The sequence below is a fragment of the Martinezella rhizogenes genome (genome assembly GCF_027460065.1).
In the GTDB taxonomy this organism is placed as follows: domain Bacteria; phylum Pseudomonadota; class Alphaproteobacteria; order Rhizobiales; family Rhizobiaceae; genus Agrobacterium; species Agrobacterium rhizogenes_C.
In genome coordinates, this window is the sequence record NZ_JAPYZZ010000007.1 from 436,251 (window position 1) to 452,847 (window position 16,597).

A 16,597-nucleotide genomic window follows, 5' to 3' on the forward strand; every position below is an offset into this window, starting at 1 on the left:
GACGGTAACCACCGCCTGCCAAAGGCGTCATAAAACCGGATCAATAGTCGTCATTTTTTTCCGGCGGCACAAGGCCTTCGATACCGGCCAGCAGTTCTTCTTCCGACATCTGGTCGAAAGTGACGGTTTCCGGCTGGTCGTCCTCTTCGCCATCGGCAGCGGAGGCGGCGAGCGTGACCGGATCGGGCTCGGGCTCGTCAACTTCCACGTGCTTCTGCAGCGAATGGATGAGGTCTTCCTTCAGATCGTCGGGAGACAAGGTCTCGTCGGCGATTTCACGCAGCGCCACGACAGGGTTCTTGTCGTTATCGCGGTCAACCGTGATGGAGGACCCTTGAGAAATCTGGCGCGCACGATGGCTGGCGAGAAGCACCAGCTCGAAACGGTTGTCTACTTTATCAATGCAATCTTCAACTGTGACGCGGGCCATTGCCTGTCCTTTGCGGGTCGTAATGTCGTGGATCAGAGCGCCGTGCTTTCTTTGGGATGCACAAGGGTTGCTCTAACCTATTGAATCTGCGCTTCGTGCCTTGCGAAAAACGCTTGGGATTCCTCGCGACGAAGCCTTCCAGCTTCCGATACAGCCATTGGCCGCGGAATTCAAGTTTTTCCTGTCTTTGGCGTCTTTTGGCACCTTATTGCCGATGTTTGGCGTCTGATGAACAAAATGTCTAGAAGAATTGTCTTGGAATACGCAGGAAGGTAGCTTACTTAAAACGCAACGGCGGTATGCGAAGTTCGTTGATACGACATGCTTTTTTTAGCGTTATCGACCGGAAATAAAAGCCAGATAATGGCCTTTCCAAAAAAAGGAATGGGATGGAATGTTCGATCCACGGGAGAAAATTGCGCTCTTTATAGACGGAGCCAATCTTTATGCAGCATCGAAAAGCCTGGGATTCGATATCGACTACCGCAAGCTTCTGAAGGCGTTTCAGAAGCGTGGCTATCTGCTGCGCGCCTATTATTACACCGCGCTTATCGAAGATCAGGAATATTCCTCGATCCGCCCGCTGATCGACTGGCTGGATTATAACGGCTACAAGGTCGTGACGAAGCCGGCGAAGGAATTCACCGACGCGCTCGGCCGCCGCAAGATCAAGGGCAACATGGATATCGAACTCGCAGTCGATGCCATGGAACAGTCCGAGACGGTCGATCACCTGGTTCTGTTCTCCGGCGACGGCGACTTCACCACACTGGTGGACGCGCTGCAGCGCAAGGGCCGCAAGGTCTCTGTTGTTTCGACGATGGCCACACAGCCCGCCATGATTGCAGACGATCTGCGCCGCCAAGCCGACCACTTCATCGATCTGATGACGCTGAAGGCCGAAATCGGCCGCGACCCGAACGAGCGCCCTGTGCGTCACGCCGAAGGTCCCGAGACGGTCTGATCCGAGCTTGCTCCATCACATCGAGAAACGCGTCCGTCGAAAAAACGGGCGCGTTTTTGTTTGCGCAGGCGTTGCCCCGGGACCGGAAAATTGCCGCTTTAATTAACAAACGTCAAATCCAGCCAATCGAAATTATATCTTGGTTAATTTTAGACGTGTCTAAATCACGCACCGGCGCCAGAGACATGATTTGGGTGCCAAAGCAGGATGATCAGACATGCACGGCCAGGCTAAAAACGACCGACAACTCGATGAAAGACTGAATTTTCTGGGGCTTGGCCCCGGTGAGCGGCAAAATCTTTCAGGCATGAAGGGCGTCATTACCGGCTCTCTCGATGCGTCTCTCGATCGTTTTTACACGAAGGTTCGCGCCGTGCCGGAAACGGCAAAGTTCTTCTCCAGCGAGGCCCATATCCACCACGCCAAGAGCATGCAGCTCAAACATTGGTCAAGGATCGCCTCCGGTAAGTTCAATGAGGATTACACCAATGCCGTGACCGCCATCGGCCGCACCCATGCAAGGCTGGGGCTGGAGCCGAGATGGTATATCGGCGGTTATGCCCTGATGCTCGACGGCATCGTCAAGGCGGTGATCGAGTCGGAATTGAAGGGCCTTTTCATGGAAAAGAAGGCCAAAAAGGTGAAGGACGCCCTCTCCGCCACCATCAAGGCCGCCCTTCTCGACATGGATTATTCGATCTCCGTCTATCTCGACGTGCTTGCCAGCGAGCGGCAAAAGGTGGAGGCCGAGCAGGCGCAGATGAAGAAGGAGCAGGATCACGTTCTCGAACTGCTCAACAACGCCCTCGACCGGCTGGCCAATGGCGATCTCACCTCCAGCATCGGTGAAAAGACAGCGCCGCAATTCGAAGGGCTGATCGCCAATTTCAATGCTGCCGTCGGCAATCTCTCCGGCGCATTTGCGCAGATCGTCGAAGAGGCCAACAAAATTTCCGGCAATACGCGCGAACTGACGTCTGCGACCGACGACATGGCCCGCCGCACAGAGCAGCAGGCCGCCGCGCTGGAGGAAACCGCCGCCGCCGTCGAGGAAATCACCACCATTTCCAAACTCTCCGCCCAGCGCTCCGAAGAGGCCAAGGCCATCGTCGAAAGCTCGGCAATTGAGGCGGCGCGCTCGCGCGATGTGGTGACGGATGCGGTGAAGGCCATGGGCGCCATCGAGGAATCGTCGCAGAAGATCACCCAGATCATTTCCGTCATCGACGAGATTTCCTTCCAGACCAACCTTCTGGCGCTGAATGCCGGCGTGGAAGCCGCACGCGCCGGCGAGGCCGGCAAGGGTTTCGCCGTTGTCGCCCAGGAAGTGCGGGAACTCGCACAGCGCTCCGCCAACGCCGCCAAGGAAATCAAAACGCTGATCGCCAAGTCTTCCGAGGATGTGACGCAGGGCGTTTCGCTGGTCAACAAGACGGGAGAATCCTTAAATACGATCGGCAACAAGGTCGATCACATCAAGGATCACATCACCTCGCTGACCAAGGCGGCGCAGGAGCAGTCCGTCGGCATTCAGGAAATCAGTGCCGCGATCAACAGCATGGACAATCTGACCCAGAAGAATGCGGCGATGGTGGAAGAAACCAATGCCGCCACGCATAATCTGAGCGATGTCAGCGCCAATCTGGCGGCGCTGGTGAGCCGGTTCAGCGTTTCGGCAACGGGGGCGCATGTGGAGCGGACGTATCGGGCTGCTTGAAAGACAACAGAGGCGCATTTCCCTCGTCATTGCGGCCTTGAACCACTGCTGCCCGGTTTAATTTTTTGAACGTCGACATATCCACTCAACGTCATCCTCGGGCTTGTCCCGAGGATCTAACCACGTCAACAAAATCAAGGCGTTGCAGATCCTCGGGACAAGCCCGAGGATGACGTATGCGTGAGTGGCACGCTGGCAGTCCAAATCAAAAAACGCTGCATTTTTTGATGTCCAGTTCAAGCCCAACTCCTTGGGCCGAAGGGACTATGCAGGGAAAAACCGCAGTCCCCCTACCCGGCAGAACTCACTGCGAATTACCCTTCAGCAACCGCGACTTCTGCCGGTTCCAGTCGCGTTCCTTCTCGGTCTCGCGCTTGTCGTGCAGCTTCTTGCCCTTGGCCAGCGCCAGTTCCAGCTTCGCGCGGCCCTTGTCGTTGAAATAGACCTTCAGCGGCACCAGCGTCATGCCGTCGCGGTTGATGCCGGCGCGCAGGCGGTTGATCTCGCGCTTGTTCAGGAGCAGCTTGCGACGGCGGCGCGGCTCGTGGTTGAAGCGGTTGGCCTGCAGATATTCCGGCAGGTGAGAATTGATCAGCCAGATTTCATCGCCCTCATCCGAGGCATAGGATTCTGCTATGTTCGCCTTGCCTTCGCGCAGCGACTTGACCTCGGTGCCGGTCAACACCAGCCCCGCCTCATAGGTATCGATGATCTCGTAGTTGAAACGAGCCTTGCGGTTTTCCGCAACGATCTTGTTCACCACGCGCTGGCTGCCTTTGGGGGCCATGATATTTCAATCCCTTGTTTTTCTTATTGCGCCTTCGGCCTTGCTACCGAGAGCGGTTTTCAAACATCTATGTAATGTTGTCGCCGCAAAAAGAAAAGGCGCGCGGGACGGCTTCTGTTGCGAAGCTGCCCATGGCGCGCCTTATTGTTGTCAGGCGTATCTCAGTTCATCAGGCCGGCATGCTTCAGCGCCGCATCGATCGCCGCTTCCGTCGCCGGTTCCAGCGTGCTCATCAAGGGTGAACGGACCCGGCGATTGCCGCCGCGTGTCTTCGACAGCGCATATTTAGTGCCGCAGACGCCGGGCTCCATGAAGATTGCCCTGTGCAGCGGCATCAGGCGGTCCTGATAGTCCAGTGCCTTGGCATAATCACCGGCAAGCATTGCCGCCTGGAACTCCGAACAAAGGCGCGGCGCGACATTGGCGGTGACCGAAATGCAGCCGACACCGCCATGGGCGTTGAAGCCGAGTGCCGTACCATCCTCACCCGAAAGCTGGATGAAATCCTTGCCGCAGGAAATGCGCTGTTCGGAAACGCGGTCAAGCTTGCCCGTCGCATCCTTCACACCGACGATGTTCTTATGCGCCTTGACCAGCGCACCCATTGTCTCGGGCGACATATCCACGACCGAGCGCGGCGGGATGTTGTAGATGACGATCGGCAGCTTCACCGCTTCGGCGACAGCGGAAAAATGCGCGAACAGGCCCTTTTGCGTCGGCTTGTTGTAATAGGGGGTGACCACCAATAGCGCATCCGCACCGGCTTCCTGCGCGTGCAGCGCAAGCTCGATTGCTTCATCCGTATTGTTGGAGCCAGCACCCGCGATGACCGGAACCCGTTTCGCCGCAACCTCAATGCACAGTTCAACGACCCGTTTGTGCTCGTCGTGGGAAAGCGTCGGGGATTCCCCCGTCGTGCCCACGGGCACAAGGCCGTTGCTGCCTTCGGCGATCTGCCATTCCACATGGGCGGCGAAGGCCTGTTCGTCCACGGCGCCATTGTCCGTGAACGGGGTAATGAGGGCGGGAATAGATCCCTTGAACATGCAAAGCTCCTGGCGCCGAACCGGTTCATGCTTCGGCCGCATTCGATGGTTAAAACCGGCACACATTAGAGCCAGCCCTTGGCGCCGACAAGCGCAAAGGCAGCGTATTTTGTCCGAAATTGTCGGAAGTGTGACAGTCTCCGGGCCGGGATCGGCGAGCGCAAAAGGCAAGTGGCGAAAAGCTGCGCCGCTCGCAGGCCGGTGAATAAAAGTTGATCGAATTGCAGGGCGGAAATTAAGATTTCATTAGGCCTGAAATCTCAAGATTCCGGTGCGGGACTGAAAACCTTCTCGGCAATCCCGCTGCAATGAAGCGATATTACAAGAAAGTCGACAAATCCGTACACGATGAAGAGCGGCATGAAAAAGACAGTCTGGGGATTGATGGCGGCGGGGCTTGCCGCAACCGTTTGGAACGCACTGGCCGGGCCGCTCCCGGAAGGTGCGGCCCCCCTTCCCTATGTCAAGCCGAACGCACCGACCGTTCCGGCCTTCATGCCCGCCTCGCCCGAGATCACCGGCGCCATACCGCGCCTCAACCGTCCCGATGATACCGGCCAGTTGAAGGCCGGCCTCGACGCGCTTTCCAGCCGGGACGCGACCCGCGCAATTGCACTCAGAAACGCGATGCCGAGCGGCAGTCTCGACCGGCATATTCTTTCCTGGGCGATTGCCGTTTCCGGCCAGAAGGACGTACCATCAGCCGAAATCGCCACCGCCCAGCGCGAACTGGCCGGCTGGCCAGGTGCCGCCACCGTGCGCGCGAATTCCGAAAAGGCGCTTTACCGCGAGGATCCACCGGCCGCTCAGGTGCTTTCAGCCTTCGGCAGCAGCCGGCCGGAAACGGCAGAAGGCACGGTCGTGCTTGCCAAGGCGCTCGCCTCCTCCGGTAAAACAGACGAATCACAGTGCCTCATTCGCCAGCTCTGGATCAGCGAAGGCATGGACAAGGACATGGAAGACCGTGTGCTTGCTGAATTTCCTGCCTATCTGACGCCGGCCGATCACAAGGCGCGCATGGATTATCTGATGTATCGCAGCCGTATCGGCCAGGCGAAGCGTTTCGGCGATCTCGGCAAGGCCCAGTCGCTATATAATGCCTGGGCGGCGGTGCTGCAGCGATCCGCCAATGCCACGACGTTGCTGAGCAAGGTCGATGCCTCCTGGCGCAACGATCCGACCTATCTCTTCGCGCGCATCGAGAACCTGCGCAACCAGCAGAAGTATCCGGAAGCCGCCGTCCTGCTGCGGCAGGCGCCGAAGGACACAGGCAAGCTCGTCAATCCCGGCGAATGGTGGAATGAACGCCGCATCATCGCGCGCGGCGTCGCCGATCTCGGCGATTTTGCCGAGGCCTACCGCATCGTCGCCAATCATTCGGCCACCTCGTCCGTCGATATTGCCGATGCCGAATTCCATGCCGGCTGGTATGCGTTGAGGGCGCTGCGTGATCCGGCGACGGCGGCACGCCACTTCAATACGCTGCTACAGACCTCGAACCGGCCGCTTTCGGCCTCGCGCGCCTATTATTGGCTTGGGCGGACGGCGGAAGCCGGCGGGCCGGGCAATGCCCGTGATTTCTTCACCAAGGCAGCCGCCCATCCCGGCACCTTCTATGGCCAGCTTGCCGCCGCGCGGATAGGCACGAAGACCCTGAACGTTAGCTACCCCAACCCCAGCAACGGCGACCGGGAACGTTTTGCCGGCCGTGAGGCGGTGCGCGCCATCGACCGGCTGGAGGCAGCGGGTTACGGCTGGCGTGCCGACAGTCTTTATCGGTCGCTTGCCGAACAGCTCGACAGCCCCGGCGAACTTGCCATTCTGGCAGCGCGGGCGGAAGGCAACGGCAATCATCAGGTTTCGCTACAGATCGGCAAGACCGCCTTCAGCCGCGGCATCGATGCGGCAGCTCTCGCCTATCCGCTCGGCGTCATTCCGGCCAGCGCCAATATTGCCGGCTCCGGCAAGGCGCTCGCTTATGCCATCGCCCGGCAGGAAAGCGCCTTCAACCCGGCAGCCGTCTCCGCCGCCAATGCCCGCGGCCTGCTGCAACTGCTGCCCGGCACGGCCAAGGGCGTGGCCGGCCGCCACGGCCTGCCCTATACGCCAGCCATGTTAACCAGCGATGCCGGCTATAACGCCACGCTCGGCGCCCACTATCTAGGGGAGCAGATCGACAGCTTCGGCGGTTCCTACATCCTCACCTTCGTCGCTTATAATGCCGGGCCGAAGCGCGTGCCGGAATGGATCTCCCGATATGGCGACCCGCGCGGCAAGCCGATCGACGAGGTGGTGGACTGGATCGAGCGCATCCCCTTCCCCGAGACGCGCAATTATGTGCAGCGGGTGATGGAGAATTATCAAGTCTATAAGACCAGGCTCGGGCAACAGGCGGATATCGTCGATGATCTGCGCCACGGGCGGGCGGGATAAGAGCGGAAGCTTCCGCCAATCGTTGAACATTGCAGGAACATTCAAGCATCGGCTCGCCCGGTGCTTTTTTGTTTTTGCACGCCGGTAACGACCGGAAAAACTCAAAAGAAAAACCCCGGCATTTCTGCCGGGGTTTCCATCACTGACAATGTCAGATCAGATTAGAACGTGCGCTGAAGGCGAACGAAGCCGGTGACCTGATCGTCGGCGCCATCTTCGTCGTAGTAGTTGGCGGTGATCTTGGTGCTCAGACCTTCGGTGATCTTGTAGTCAACCGTCAGACCAGCCGTCCACGCGTCACGATCGCCAACGAAGTCGCCGTCAACAGGGTTGACATCGAGCTTGCTCAGGTATTCGAAGCCGGGGGTAATGGTCAGGCGGTCGGTAGCCTTAACCGCGTACTCAACAGCAACAGCCCATTCCGACTTTGCGTAGTAAGCATTGTCGCCCGAAGCCCATACACCAGCGAGGCCGAAGGTGCCCGGACCAACGTCAGCAAACAGCATAGCGCGGATCGCAACGTTTTCTGCGTCGAAGTCGTAGCTGGCGATCAAGTTGGCGGAAACTGCACCAAACTTGCCACCAATCATGCCACCGATACCAACGTTGTTGTCCGGATCGTAACGGAACTGACCGAACTGGCCTTCAAGCTCATCAACCGAGAGCGCTGCCTGGAAAGAACCAGCGTCGTAGGTGTACTTGATCGAGTTGAACAGAGTGTTGGTCGAAAGAATGTCGGTTTCACCAGAAAGATCGTCATCCCACCAGCTGTAGAACTTACCGACCTTCAGACCACCCAGTTCAATGAATGCCTGGTCAACAAAAACGCTCGAAGAAGAGGAAGAACCGTTATCAGCATTGCCGCGGAAACCGATGAAGCCACGAAGAGCGCCGAGTTCGGTGTCAGTGCGGGTGTCAACTTCGAACTGAGCGCGTGTGAACGAATCCCAGTCAGACGTACCACCAGCGGCTGTGCCTGCGCTTGAACCGTTACCACGGTTAAAGTCGGTCTGGAAACGAATGTAACCGCCGAACTTCAGGCAGGTTTCGGTACCGGGGATGTAGAAGAAGCCGGTGCCGAAAGCGTCGCAAACGCGAACGTATTCCAGGGGCTCAGGCTCAGCAGCGACGATAGCGTCGGCAGCGTGAGCGCCGGATACTGCTGCGAGAGCCGCAGCGGAGCCGATGAGAAGGCTCTTGATGTTCATGGTTGACCTCCAGTCAAACGCTTAATCTTCTAAGCAGCGGGTGGGAAAGCACTACAGAAATGCGTGCCGCTTATGGAGATGATTAGAGCCAAAACCGGCGGGCTGGGCAATCGTAATCATGACAAAAGGAAGACAGTAAGGTGTCCTTAGTTTTGAGATGTTGCGAAATAGCTACAATTCTAATCGACAAGTCCCCATTCCTTAAAGAAGCGTTAATAAGTTATCGTTTTCAAATACTTAATAGGTACGAAGGCTGGTTTACGCAGCAAAACCTGATCCTTTCCCCTAAATCCTGACACAACCGGGCCATGAGAAATTGTCCAAAAGACGATTACGGAGGTCTGGAATCGGACTTTCATCGACGGGCGAATCGAACCGTGAACGAATTTTGACGTATCCCCCTCCCGCGAACCTACGCCAGTTGCGAATCAAAAAGGAATACAGCAGCCGTTTTCGCAAAGGGACGGAATTCTGGTGCCAATGCGCCGCTCCACCCAAGGGCGATATGCGTGCTCAAAAGAAAAACCCCGGCATTTCTGCCGGGGTTTCCAATATTGACAAATGTCAGATCAGATTAGAACGAACGCTGAAGGCGAACGAAACCGGTCCACTGCTCATCGCGATTGTCGATGTCCTGGTAGTTTGCAGTGATCTTGGTGGAGAGGCCCTGGGTGATCTTGTAATCAACCGTCAGACCGCCCTTCCAGCCGTCGTCGTTCGAGAAGTCGTCGAACGATACGAGGCCGTAGTTGCCGTAGTACTGAACGCCGGGGGTGATCGTCAGCTTGTCAGTCGCCTTGATGGCGTATTCAGCTGCAACTGCCCACTCGGAGACGTTGTAGTAAGCGTTCGCGCCAGAAGCCCAAACACCAGCCAGACCGAGCGTACCCGGACCAACGTCAGCCGTTGCGATCAGACGTACCGAGCCGTTTTCACGGTCGGTGTCGTAGCCGCCGATGAGCTGAAGCGAAGCTGCGCCGAGCTTGGCGCCAACGCCGAGAGCGATACCAACGTTGTTGTCAGCTTCGTTGAAGCCCTGAACGTTGATGCCTTCGAGTTCGTCAACCGAAACGCCTGCCCAGAACGAGCCAGCGTCGTAGGTGTAACGAATAGAGTTGAAGAGAGCGTTGGAAGACAGCTCGTCCGTTTCGCCAGAGAGGCTATCGTCCCACCAGCTGTAGAACTTACCGACCTTCAGGCCACCGAGTTCGATGAATGCCTGGTCAACAAAAACGCCGGAAGAGCCGGAAGAGCCGTTGTCAGCGTTACCACGGAAGCCGATGAAGCCACGCAGAGCGCCGAGTTCGGTGTCGGTACGGGTGTCAACTTCGAACTGAGCGCGCGTGAAAGCGTCCCAATCAGAGGTGCCGCCGTTGTTGGTGCCAGCGCTCGTGCCGTTACCGTTCTTGAAGTCTACCTGGAAACGAACGTAGCCCTGGAACTTCAGGCAGGTTTCGGTGCCGGGGATGTAGAAGAAGCCAGTGCCGAAAGCGTCGCAAACGCGAACGTATTCCAGGGGCTCAGGCTCAGCAGCGACGATAGCGTCGGCAGCGTGAGCGCCGGATACTGCTGCGAGAGCCGCAGCGGAGCCGATGAGAAGGCTCTTGATGTTCATGGTTGACCTCCAGTCAAAGTTTTTAAGTGGGTCTGGGTACTTTCGCTGAAGGACAGCATTCCCTGCCCCATTCCCGTGTTCTTAGAAGCCAAACGATCCACCGCCTCGCTTCTGGTCGTGAAAATACAAAAGGTTTCGCCGCTTGCAATCGCCAACATCCGATAAATAGCATTTACGTATATGCTTCATTTCGGTTTGTTGCGGAAACAACACACCCTGCGCAACCGGCCACTGACTGCTTTTACAATGCGTTAAGATTTTTGTTGAAAATCCGTTAGTTAGCGAGGTTAACAAGGTCTTTCTAAACTATCGGACTTTCCAGCCATTCCTTGCTCTCAAGGAGCGCGAGATTGGGATTTTTTGCTTGGATAGATTTGGAATCAAAGCGCATCTGGAATGCACAGAGAGGCAAAAGCGGGAAAGACCGCTTGCCCGAGGCTGATTCACCAAGCAGCGATTCGACGGATGGATAGATATTCGGCCTAACTGGGCGATGTGCCTCGGGCATGTGCCGCATGCCACCAACGACGCCACTTTCCTATTGGGTGTAGCCGCTGGTGTCAGGACTTAGTTGCGATCCAGAGCCACATTGAGTGAATGCCGCTCGATTCGCTCCTGCAACGCAACCACGACGGCCAGCAAGAATTCCCGGCGTCGAGGTGCGGTGGTTTTCTCCAAAGTCGTGGTCAGCCGTGCGCGAATCTTCTCCATAAACCCCACATGATCAAAGCGGTGGGCGGATATGTTGATTTCAACCTCATCCATATAGTGTGCGAGGTGTGGACTCAGTTCCAGATTCGCGTCCGTCTGATAGTGAGACGCCATCTGCTCACCAAGCGTGGCCATCTGCGCGTATGGGCCGTATTCGTCGGTCATCAAATCTCCTTCGTGCGGGTGAAGATTTAGATAGGCGATCTTTTTCCAAGAACGAGATGCCTTGAAGGCTTACCCGCGTAAAAGATCGACTCGAATTTCTAAAATATCCGTGATCAATCCATAGCCTGTCGATTGGTTCTTCACCGCGAGTGCCGACGAACGCAGACAATTGATAAAGGTAGCAAGGCGAAACTCGGCTGTTCACAGGAGGAAACCGGTTGTCAGCGACCTGACCTGCCGTCACCGACGGCATTTCCTTATTCAAACAGCGAAGCTTTATATCGCGTTCGGCCTGCAGCCGGGGATAAATGCAGAAGAGAATATTAGTTTTGAAAGAAACTGATGGCGGAGAGGATGGGATTCGAACCCACGATACGCTTTTGACGTATACTCCCTTAGCAGGGGAGCGCCTTCGACCACTCGGCCACCTCTCCGGTGCGGCCTGATTATTGCGTAAAAAAAACGAATGCAAGGCTTTTTCGCCAAGAAGCCGAAAAACCTGTTGGGCAAACAGGACTTCGTGAAACTTTGCAGGCAATTCGGGAACTTCTTGCAGGCCGGCACGTTCTGGCTTCGGTAACAAAAGAGGTGTTCTCATGGCTCAGACCAAACTGAATGTTGTCGAAGATACGATCGAAAACCAGATTGCCGAGTTGCGTTCGCAGATCTCGTCTCTCTCCAAGTCCGTTTCCGCCCGTGCAGAAGGGGTGAGCGAGGATGCGTCCGAATTTCTGGATGAGGCACGCGGCCGCGTTCGCAAGGCCGCGCACAATGTGCGCGCACAGGGCCAGAACGTGGTTGAAGCAGTCAAGGAAAATCCGGGCACGGCAACCTCACTACTGACGATCGTCGGCGCGCTCGGTTTTGCGATCGGTTATGTGGTTGGCACAAGCACACAGCAGAGCTCGTCCAACAGCAGCCTGTATCGCTGGCGCTGATCGCCGTATAAATTGAAGTTGAGGCAAGGCGGGTCTCTCCTGCCTTGCCTTTAACTATTGGTATAAAGTGCCGTGAAAATGGGGGCGAACATGCGGTTCAGCGACGATCTTGAAGTAGCCTTGTCGGATTTTGCGAGGGATCATGCCATAGACAGGGATGAAGCCGTGCAGCGTATCATTCGCGCCGCTCTGATCAATGGCGGCTATCTCGCTTCCGGCGAAGAAGGCATTCCGCCGGAAAAGCTCAACGCCAGCAACGACGACTGATCAATAGCCCGATCTGGATGGCTGAGGTGCCGCTCCGCCCTTGTAGCGGGCGGAGAGCGCACGGAGCGTATTGGCGAATTCCGTCACATCTGCACCAACAGCCACAAAGGATGCGCCGAGTTCGAGATAACGGCGATTATAGGCCTCGTTGAAGGTCAAAATGCCGGCAGCCTTGCCCGCCGCGACGATCTTCACGATCGCTGTTTCGATCACGGCCTGCACTTCCGGCTCGTCGATCCGGCCGAGATAACCCATGTCGGCGGCGAGATCGGCCGGACCGATGAAGACGCCGTCCACACCTTCCACCGCAAGAATATTGTCGAGATCGTTGATCGCCGCCCGCGTTTCGGCCTGCACCAGCAGGCAGACGCCATCGGAGGCGCTGTCGGCATAATCGGCGATCGTGTTGAAGGCGGATGCACGGGCCACCGCCGCGCCCATGCCGCGAATGCCACGCGGCGGATAATGCATGGCGCTGACCAGATCCCTCGCCTGCTCCGCCGAATCGACCATCGGCACAAGGAGCGTGCGGGCGCCCGCATCCAGAAGCTGCTTGATCATCCAGCTTTCGCCGACGGGCACACGCACCACCGGCTCCGCAGGCGATGTGGCAAGCGCCCGCAGCTGGTCGATAATGCTGCGCAGATCATTCGGCCCATGCTCCCCATCGATCACCAGCCAGTCGAAACCCGCCGTGCCAGCGATTTCCGCCGCGATGGCCTCGCCCATATCGAGCCAGAGGCCAATCTGCGGTTTGCCCGCATGGATGGCGGTTTTGAAACGGTTTTCGGGAGCGGGCATGATATCCTCAGGAAAGCAATAATTTCAGATCGGCGGCAGCGTCCGCCAGGATGGCGCGATCCGGCTCCGCGCCGTTATCGAGCAGTTTCTTGCCGGCGACATAGGCCTTGGCATCGTTGACGGCATCAACAGCCACGAATCGACCGTCGCGGAAATACCAGACGGACCAGCTGCCTTCGCGCGCACCGGCCCTCAGCATCGTTTCGTCATAACCGAGATTGAAGCCGGCAATTTGCAGCTTCACCTCATATTGATCCGACCAGAACCAGGGTTTTGCCTCATAGGCGGCTTCGGTGCCGGCCAGCACGGCGGCGGTCGCCTCGGCCTGATCAACGGCATTCTGTACCGATTCGAGACGCACATGCTGGCCGCGCCACGGCAACTTGGCGCAATCACCCACCGCATGAATGTCCGCATCCGATGTGCGGGCATGGTCGTCAACCACGATACCGTTGCCGACATCAAGGCCCGATTCGCGGGCAAGCCGGTCATTCGGGGTCACGCCGATGCCAACGATGACAAAATCGACATCGAGCATCGAACCGTCGGAGAGTTCGGCAGCGGCCACCCGGCCATCCATGCCGACAAGGCGCACGAGCCCGGTTTTTTCGCGGATGGAGACGCCATGGGCCTGATGGATGCCGCGCATGATATCGGCGGTTTCCTTCGCCGCCACGCGCTGGAGAATACGGTCGGCCATCTCGATCAGCGTCACTTCAAGGCCGAGCTTGCGGGCAACCGCCGCCGCTTCGAGGCCGATATAACCGCCGCCGATCACCAGCAGCCTGCGGCCCGGCTTCATCTCCTCCACCAGCCGGTCGGCATCGCGCTTGTCGCGAACCGTCAACACGCCTTCGAGATCACCGCCAATGCTGGCGGGCAGCAGGCGGGGTGCGGCCCCGGTCGCCAGCACCAGCTTGTCATAGGCAAGCGTGCTGCCATCCTGCATGCGCACCGTTTTGGCCTTGCGGTCGATATCTTCCACCCATGTGGAAAGCCGGATATCGACATTGTTTTCCGCGTACCACTCCTCCGGGCGGAACATCAGCCGGTCAAAGCTCATCTCACCGAGAAGGTATTTTTTGGAGAGCGGCGGCCGCTGGTAGGGATAGGCATCCTCGGAGCCGATGATGGTGATGGGACGCTCGTCCTTCAGCGCCCGAAGCTTCGACGCCAGCGCGAAAGCGGCCTGCCCCGCCCCGACGATTACCAGCCTTCCCGTCACAGTCCACTCCCAGAACAACCACGAAGCGTCGATACTGCCGCACCCCGCGAAGCCATATTGCAGGATCAGGCGTAACGCCAAGTACGGCCCCAGTCAACCGCGCAGCAACACCAGCCCTGTGCAAGCGTGACACATTATCAGCATAGCCTGCGGCACCGCTGCAACCGGATGGGGCACAGCGCATTTTCATGAGTGGAAACATCGGCTTCCCCAGCGAAAGCTGGTCGAGATCGACACAGACTAGAGAGAATTGCGCAGATTTCCTTCACGCCCTGGCAAGGAAGCCGGGTTAAAATAGGCACCTAAAGAGGCAATCCGGGAGGTTGTCATGGCTCTACATATGGATATCAGTCAGAACGTTCCTCAGGACGAGAAGTACGAGAAATTTCCGATCGACCGGCCCGGCAAGATCACCTTCATCGGGCACCATCTCAGCGCCAAGGACACCATGCGCTGCCTGGTGCGCAGCATTTCCCTTTACGGTGCGGAACTGGATGTGAGCCCCGAACTGGAAATGCCGGCCAATTTCTATCTGGAGATTCTCGGCATTCGCGATGAGATCGGCTGTACGCTGATCCGCCGGGAGGAAGAAAAGGTCACCATCGGTTTCAACATGCTGATCGATGCGGAATTCCTGCACCATGTCCGCCGGCTGAGTTTCGAGACCAGCGCCTGAGTGAGTTGCGCCGGGCCTGCCGCATCTGGCCGGCAGGTCTTTCTCCCGTGACGCGGCAGCGGAAAAATCTGTTCCAAAACAGCCGCTCGGTCACCAGGCGCGTCTTGCGTCCGGTGTTTTTGCACCTATTGTGAGCCGGGTTTTCAAACACAGCTACCGGAACTTTCAGCCAATGTCCGCTTTCTCACGCCTCACGCCGCTTGCCGTCTCGCTTCCCTCAACCGTTCCTTTCGTTGGCCCGGAAGCCATCGAGCGCAGCCGCGGCCTGAAGGTAGAGGCGCGAATCGGCGCCAACGAAAGCGGCTTTGGCCCCGCCCCTTCAGTGCTTCTCGCCATGCGGGACGCGGCGGCTGAGACCTGGATGTACAGTGATCCGGAGAATTTCGAGCTGAAGGAAGCGCTTGCGATCCACTACGGCGTTGCACGCGGCAATATCGCCATCGGCAGTGGGGTCGATGGACTGCTGGGTGAAATCGCCAGGCTGATCGTCGAGCCGGGCACGCCTGTCGTCACCTCGTTTGGCGGCTATCCCACTTTCAATTACCATGTGAACGGTTTTGGCGGCAAACTCGTCACCACGCCCTATGTCGATGATCACGAAAATCTTGACGGGCTTCTCGATCTCGTCATCCGGGAAAATTCGCCGCTCGTCTATTTCGCCAACCCTGATAATCCGATGGGAAGCTGGTGGGAGGCGAGCGAAGTCGTCGCCTTTGCCCGCGCGCTGCCGGAAACCTGCCTGCTCATTCTGGACGAGGCCTATTGCGAAACCGGGCCCATCAGTGCCGTGCCGGCCATCGATGCTCTGATCGGCCAGCCGAATATCCTGCGCATGCGCACCTTCTCGAAAGCCTATGGGCTGGCTGGCGCGCGCGTGGGATATGCCATCGGCACGCTCGGCAATGTCGAAGCCTTCGACAAGATCCGCAATCATTTCGGCATGGCGCGCATTTCCGTCGCCGGCGCCCTGGCGGCACTGAAGGATCAGGCCTATCTGCATGAGGTGGTTGGCAAGATTTCCGATGCCCGCGATCGTATTTCCGCGATCGCCCGTAGTAACGGCCTTTCGCCGCTGCCGTCGGCCACCAATTTCGTCACCATCGATTGCCACCGCGACGGCACTTACGCCCGGGCCATCGTTGATGGGCTGATGGAGCATGGCGTGTTCATCCGCATGCCGGGCGTTGCCCCGCTCAACCGCTGCATTCGTGTGAGCGCCGGTACGACAGACAAGCTCGATCTTTTCGAGCAGGCGCTGCCGAAGGTTCTCAAGGCGATCGGGTGAATTCCTACGTCTCCTAATTCCTGTGCTTGTCACAGGAATCCAGCCAGACCAAGTCTTTGGGCTGAAAAGACTCTTCCCGCCGCGCAGACGCGCGTCGACTGGATTCCTGTGACAGGCACAGGAATGAGCGACTGTCTTTGATGTCAAGCGTTTTGCCATGGTTTGTTGTCTCTGATGATGGCGTTTAGGATTGTCAGGAGCTTTCGCATGGTTGCGACGACGGCGACTATTTTAGGCTTTCCTGCCTGAACGAGGCGATCACGAAAGATTTTGAGGGTCGGGTTATGCCTGATGGCGACGAGAGCTGCCATGAACAGCACCGCCCGCAC

Annotated in this window: 15 protein-coding genes, 1 tRNA gene and 1 pseudogene; 7 read left to right on the forward strand and 10 right to left on the reverse strand. The window is 57.8% G+C overall.

Translation table 11 applies throughout. The features are described from left to right. Positions 1 to 40: 40 nt before the first annotated feature. A complete protein-coding gene (rpoZ, locus tag O8B93_RS14470; protein WP_269710636.1) occupies positions 41 to 430 on the reverse strand; it encodes a DNA-directed RNA polymerase subunit omega in 390 nt (129 codons plus the stop codon). A 394-nt stretch (positions 431 to 824) separates the two neighbouring features. On the opposite strand from rpoZ, the gene O8B93_RS14475 reads away from it, so the two are divergent. Together O8B93_RS14475 and O8B93_RS14480 are read left to right on the forward strand one after the other, a co-directional pair. Then, the gene (locus O8B93_RS14475) at positions 825 to 1,394 is read left to right on the forward strand and encodes a LabA-like NYN domain-containing protein (RefSeq protein WP_003509957.1); all 570 of its coding nucleotides are present in this window, start codon (positions 825 to 827) and stop codon (positions 1,392 to 1,394) included. A 217-nt stretch (positions 1,395 to 1,611) separates the two neighbouring features. Continuing rightward, positions 1,612 to 3,111 (forward strand): globin-coupled sensor protein, encoded by a 1,500-nt coding sequence (locus tag O8B93_RS14480; protein ID WP_269710637.1) that lies wholly within the window; start codon positions 1,612 to 1,614, stop codon positions 3,109 to 3,111. A gap of 304 nt (positions 3,112 to 3,415) precedes the next feature. Here O8B93_RS14480 and smpB read toward each other — a convergent pair whose 3' ends face one another. Together smpB and dapA are read right to left on the reverse strand one after the other, a co-directional pair. Further along, positions 3,416 to 3,898 carry an SsrA-binding protein SmpB gene (gene smpB / locus O8B93_RS14485; RefSeq protein WP_121690118.1) on the reverse strand — a complete coding sequence of 161 codons (483 nt, stop codon included), beginning with the start codon at positions 3,896 to 3,898 and terminating at the stop codon, positions 3,416 to 3,418. A gap of 161 nt (positions 3,899 to 4,059) precedes the next feature. After that, the gene (gene dapA, locus O8B93_RS14490) at positions 4,060 to 4,944 is read right to left on the reverse strand and encodes a 4-hydroxy-tetrahydrodipicolinate synthase (RefSeq protein WP_269710638.1); all 885 of its coding nucleotides are present in this window, start codon (positions 4,942 to 4,944) and stop codon (positions 4,060 to 4,062) included. A gap of 360 nt (positions 4,945 to 5,304) precedes the next feature. On the opposite strand from dapA, the gene O8B93_RS14495 reads away from it, so the two are divergent. Then, the gene (locus O8B93_RS14495) at positions 5,305 to 7,377 is read left to right on the forward strand and encodes a lytic transglycosylase domain-containing protein (protein WP_269710639.1); all 2,073 of its coding nucleotides are present in this window, start codon (positions 5,305 to 5,307) and stop codon (positions 7,375 to 7,377) included. A 161-nt stretch (positions 7,378 to 7,538) separates the two neighbouring features. On the opposite strand, the gene O8B93_RS14500 is transcribed toward O8B93_RS14495, so the two are convergent. The 4 genes from O8B93_RS14500 to O8B93_RS14515 form a co-directional block, all read right to left on the reverse strand. Beyond that, the gene (locus tag O8B93_RS14500) at positions 7,539 to 8,585 is read right to left on the reverse strand and encodes a porin (RefSeq protein ID WP_269710640.1); all 1,047 of its coding nucleotides are present in this window, start codon (positions 8,583 to 8,585) and stop codon (positions 7,539 to 7,541) included. A gap of 574 nt (positions 8,586 to 9,159) precedes the next feature. After that, positions 9,160 to 10,200, reverse strand: coding sequence for a porin (locus tag O8B93_RS14505; RefSeq protein WP_269710641.1), 1,041 nt, complete (start codon positions 10,198 to 10,200; stop codon positions 9,160 to 9,162). Positions 10,201 to 10,767: 567 nt separating this feature from the next. Beyond that, positions 10,768 to 11,076, reverse strand: a complete 309-nt coding sequence (locus O8B93_RS14510) for a hypothetical protein (RefSeq protein ID WP_269710642.1) — start codon at positions 11,074 to 11,076, stop codon at positions 10,768 to 10,770. 343 nt (positions 11,077 to 11,419) lie between these two features. Further along, positions 11,420 to 11,510: transfer RNA gene (locus O8B93_RS14515), tRNA-Ser, on the reverse strand. A gap of 162 nt (positions 11,511 to 11,672) precedes the next feature. On the opposite strand from O8B93_RS14515, the gene O8B93_RS14520 reads away from it, so the two are divergent. Further along, positions 11,673 to 12,014 (forward strand): hypothetical protein, encoded by a 342-nt coding sequence (locus O8B93_RS14520; RefSeq protein WP_010972649.1) that lies wholly within the window; start codon positions 11,673 to 11,675, stop codon positions 12,012 to 12,014. Positions 12,015 to 12,104: 90 nt separating this feature from the next. Continuing rightward, positions 12,105 to 12,281, forward strand: coding sequence for a hypothetical protein (locus O8B93_RS14525; RefSeq protein ID WP_269710643.1), 177 nt, complete (start codon positions 12,105 to 12,107; stop codon positions 12,279 to 12,281). Here O8B93_RS14525 and O8B93_RS14530 read toward each other — a convergent pair whose 3' ends face one another. After that, positions 12,282 to 13,082, reverse strand: a complete 801-nt coding sequence (locus O8B93_RS14530; protein ID WP_269710644.1) for an HpcH/HpaI aldolase/citrate lyase family protein — start codon at positions 13,080 to 13,082, stop codon at positions 12,282 to 12,284. A 7-nt stretch (positions 13,083 to 13,089) separates the two neighbouring features. Continuing rightward, on the reverse strand, positions 13,090 to 14,307 hold the full coding sequence (locus O8B93_RS14535; RefSeq protein WP_269710666.1) for an NAD(P)/FAD-dependent oxidoreductase: 1,218 nt from the start codon (positions 14,305 to 14,307) through the stop codon (positions 13,090 to 13,092). A gap of 328 nt (positions 14,308 to 14,635) precedes the next feature. On the opposite strand from O8B93_RS14535, the gene O8B93_RS14540 reads away from it, so the two are divergent. Together O8B93_RS14540 and O8B93_RS14545 are read left to right on the forward strand one after the other, a co-directional pair. After that, positions 14,636 to 14,983 (forward strand): hypothetical protein, encoded by a 348-nt coding sequence (locus tag O8B93_RS14540; protein WP_006311510.1) that lies wholly within the window; start codon positions 14,636 to 14,638, stop codon positions 14,981 to 14,983. A 172-nt stretch (positions 14,984 to 15,155) separates the two neighbouring features. Next, complete coding sequence (locus O8B93_RS14545; protein ID WP_269710645.1) at positions 15,156 to 16,268, forward strand: pyridoxal phosphate-dependent aminotransferase; 1,113 nt, start codon at positions 15,156 to 15,158, stop codon at positions 16,266 to 16,268. Positions 16,269 to 16,411: 143 nt separating this feature from the next. Here the strand turns inward: O8B93_RS14545 and O8B93_RS14550 are convergent. Further along, positions 16,412 to 16,597: pseudogene (locus O8B93_RS14550) on the reverse strand (IS110 family transposase); the annotation flags it as partial.

Excerpts from the sequence above, each read along its gene's own strand:
- O8B93_RS14480 (WP_269710637.1), top strand. The coding sequence starts at position 1,612 with ATGCACGGCCAGGCTAAAAACGACCGACAACTCGATGAAAGACTGAAT.
- O8B93_RS14505 (WP_269710641.1), bottom strand. The coding sequence starts at position 10,200 with ATGAACATCAAGAGCCTTCTCATCGGCTCCGCTGCGGCTCTCGCAGCA.
- O8B93_RS14540 (WP_006311510.1), top strand. The coding sequence starts at position 14,636 with ATGGCTCTACATATGGATATCAGTCAGAACGTTCCTCAGGACGAGAAG.
- O8B93_RS14510 (WP_269710642.1), bottom strand. The coding sequence starts at position 11,076 with ATGACCGACGAATACGGCCCATACGCGCAGATGGCCACGCTTGGTGAG.
- O8B93_RS14520 (WP_010972649.1), top strand. The coding sequence starts at position 11,673 with ATGGCTCAGACCAAACTGAATGTTGTCGAAGATACGATCGAAAACCAG.
- O8B93_RS14495 (WP_269710639.1), top strand. The coding sequence starts at position 5,305 with ATGAAAAAGACAGTCTGGGGATTGATGGCGGCGGGGCTTGCCGCAACC.
- smpB (WP_121690118.1), bottom strand. The coding sequence starts at position 3,898 with ATGGCCCCCAAAGGCAGCCAGCGCGTGGTGAACAAGATCGTTGCGGAA.
- O8B93_RS14475 (WP_003509957.1), top strand. The coding sequence starts at position 825 with ATGTTCGATCCACGGGAGAAAATTGCGCTCTTTATAGACGGAGCCAAT.
- O8B93_RS14530 (WP_269710644.1), bottom strand. The coding sequence starts at position 13,082 with ATGCCCGCTCCCGAAAACCGTTTCAAAACCGCCATCCATGCGGGCAAA.
- O8B93_RS14545 (WP_269710645.1), top strand. The coding sequence starts at position 15,156 with ATGTCCGCTTTCTCACGCCTCACGCCGCTTGCCGTCTCGCTTCCCTCA.
- dapA (WP_269710638.1), bottom strand. The coding sequence starts at position 4,944 with ATGTTCAAGGGATCTATTCCCGCCCTCATTACCCCGTTCACGGACAAT.
- rpoZ (WP_269710636.1), bottom strand. The coding sequence starts at position 430 with ATGGCCCGCGTCACAGTTGAAGATTGCATTGATAAAGTAGACAACCGT.
- O8B93_RS14525 (WP_269710643.1), top strand. The coding sequence starts at position 12,105 with ATGCGGTTCAGCGACGATCTTGAAGTAGCCTTGTCGGATTTTGCGAGG.
- O8B93_RS14500 (WP_269710640.1), bottom strand. The coding sequence starts at position 8,585 with ATGAACATCAAGAGCCTTCTCATCGGCTCCGCTGCGGCTCTCGCAGCA.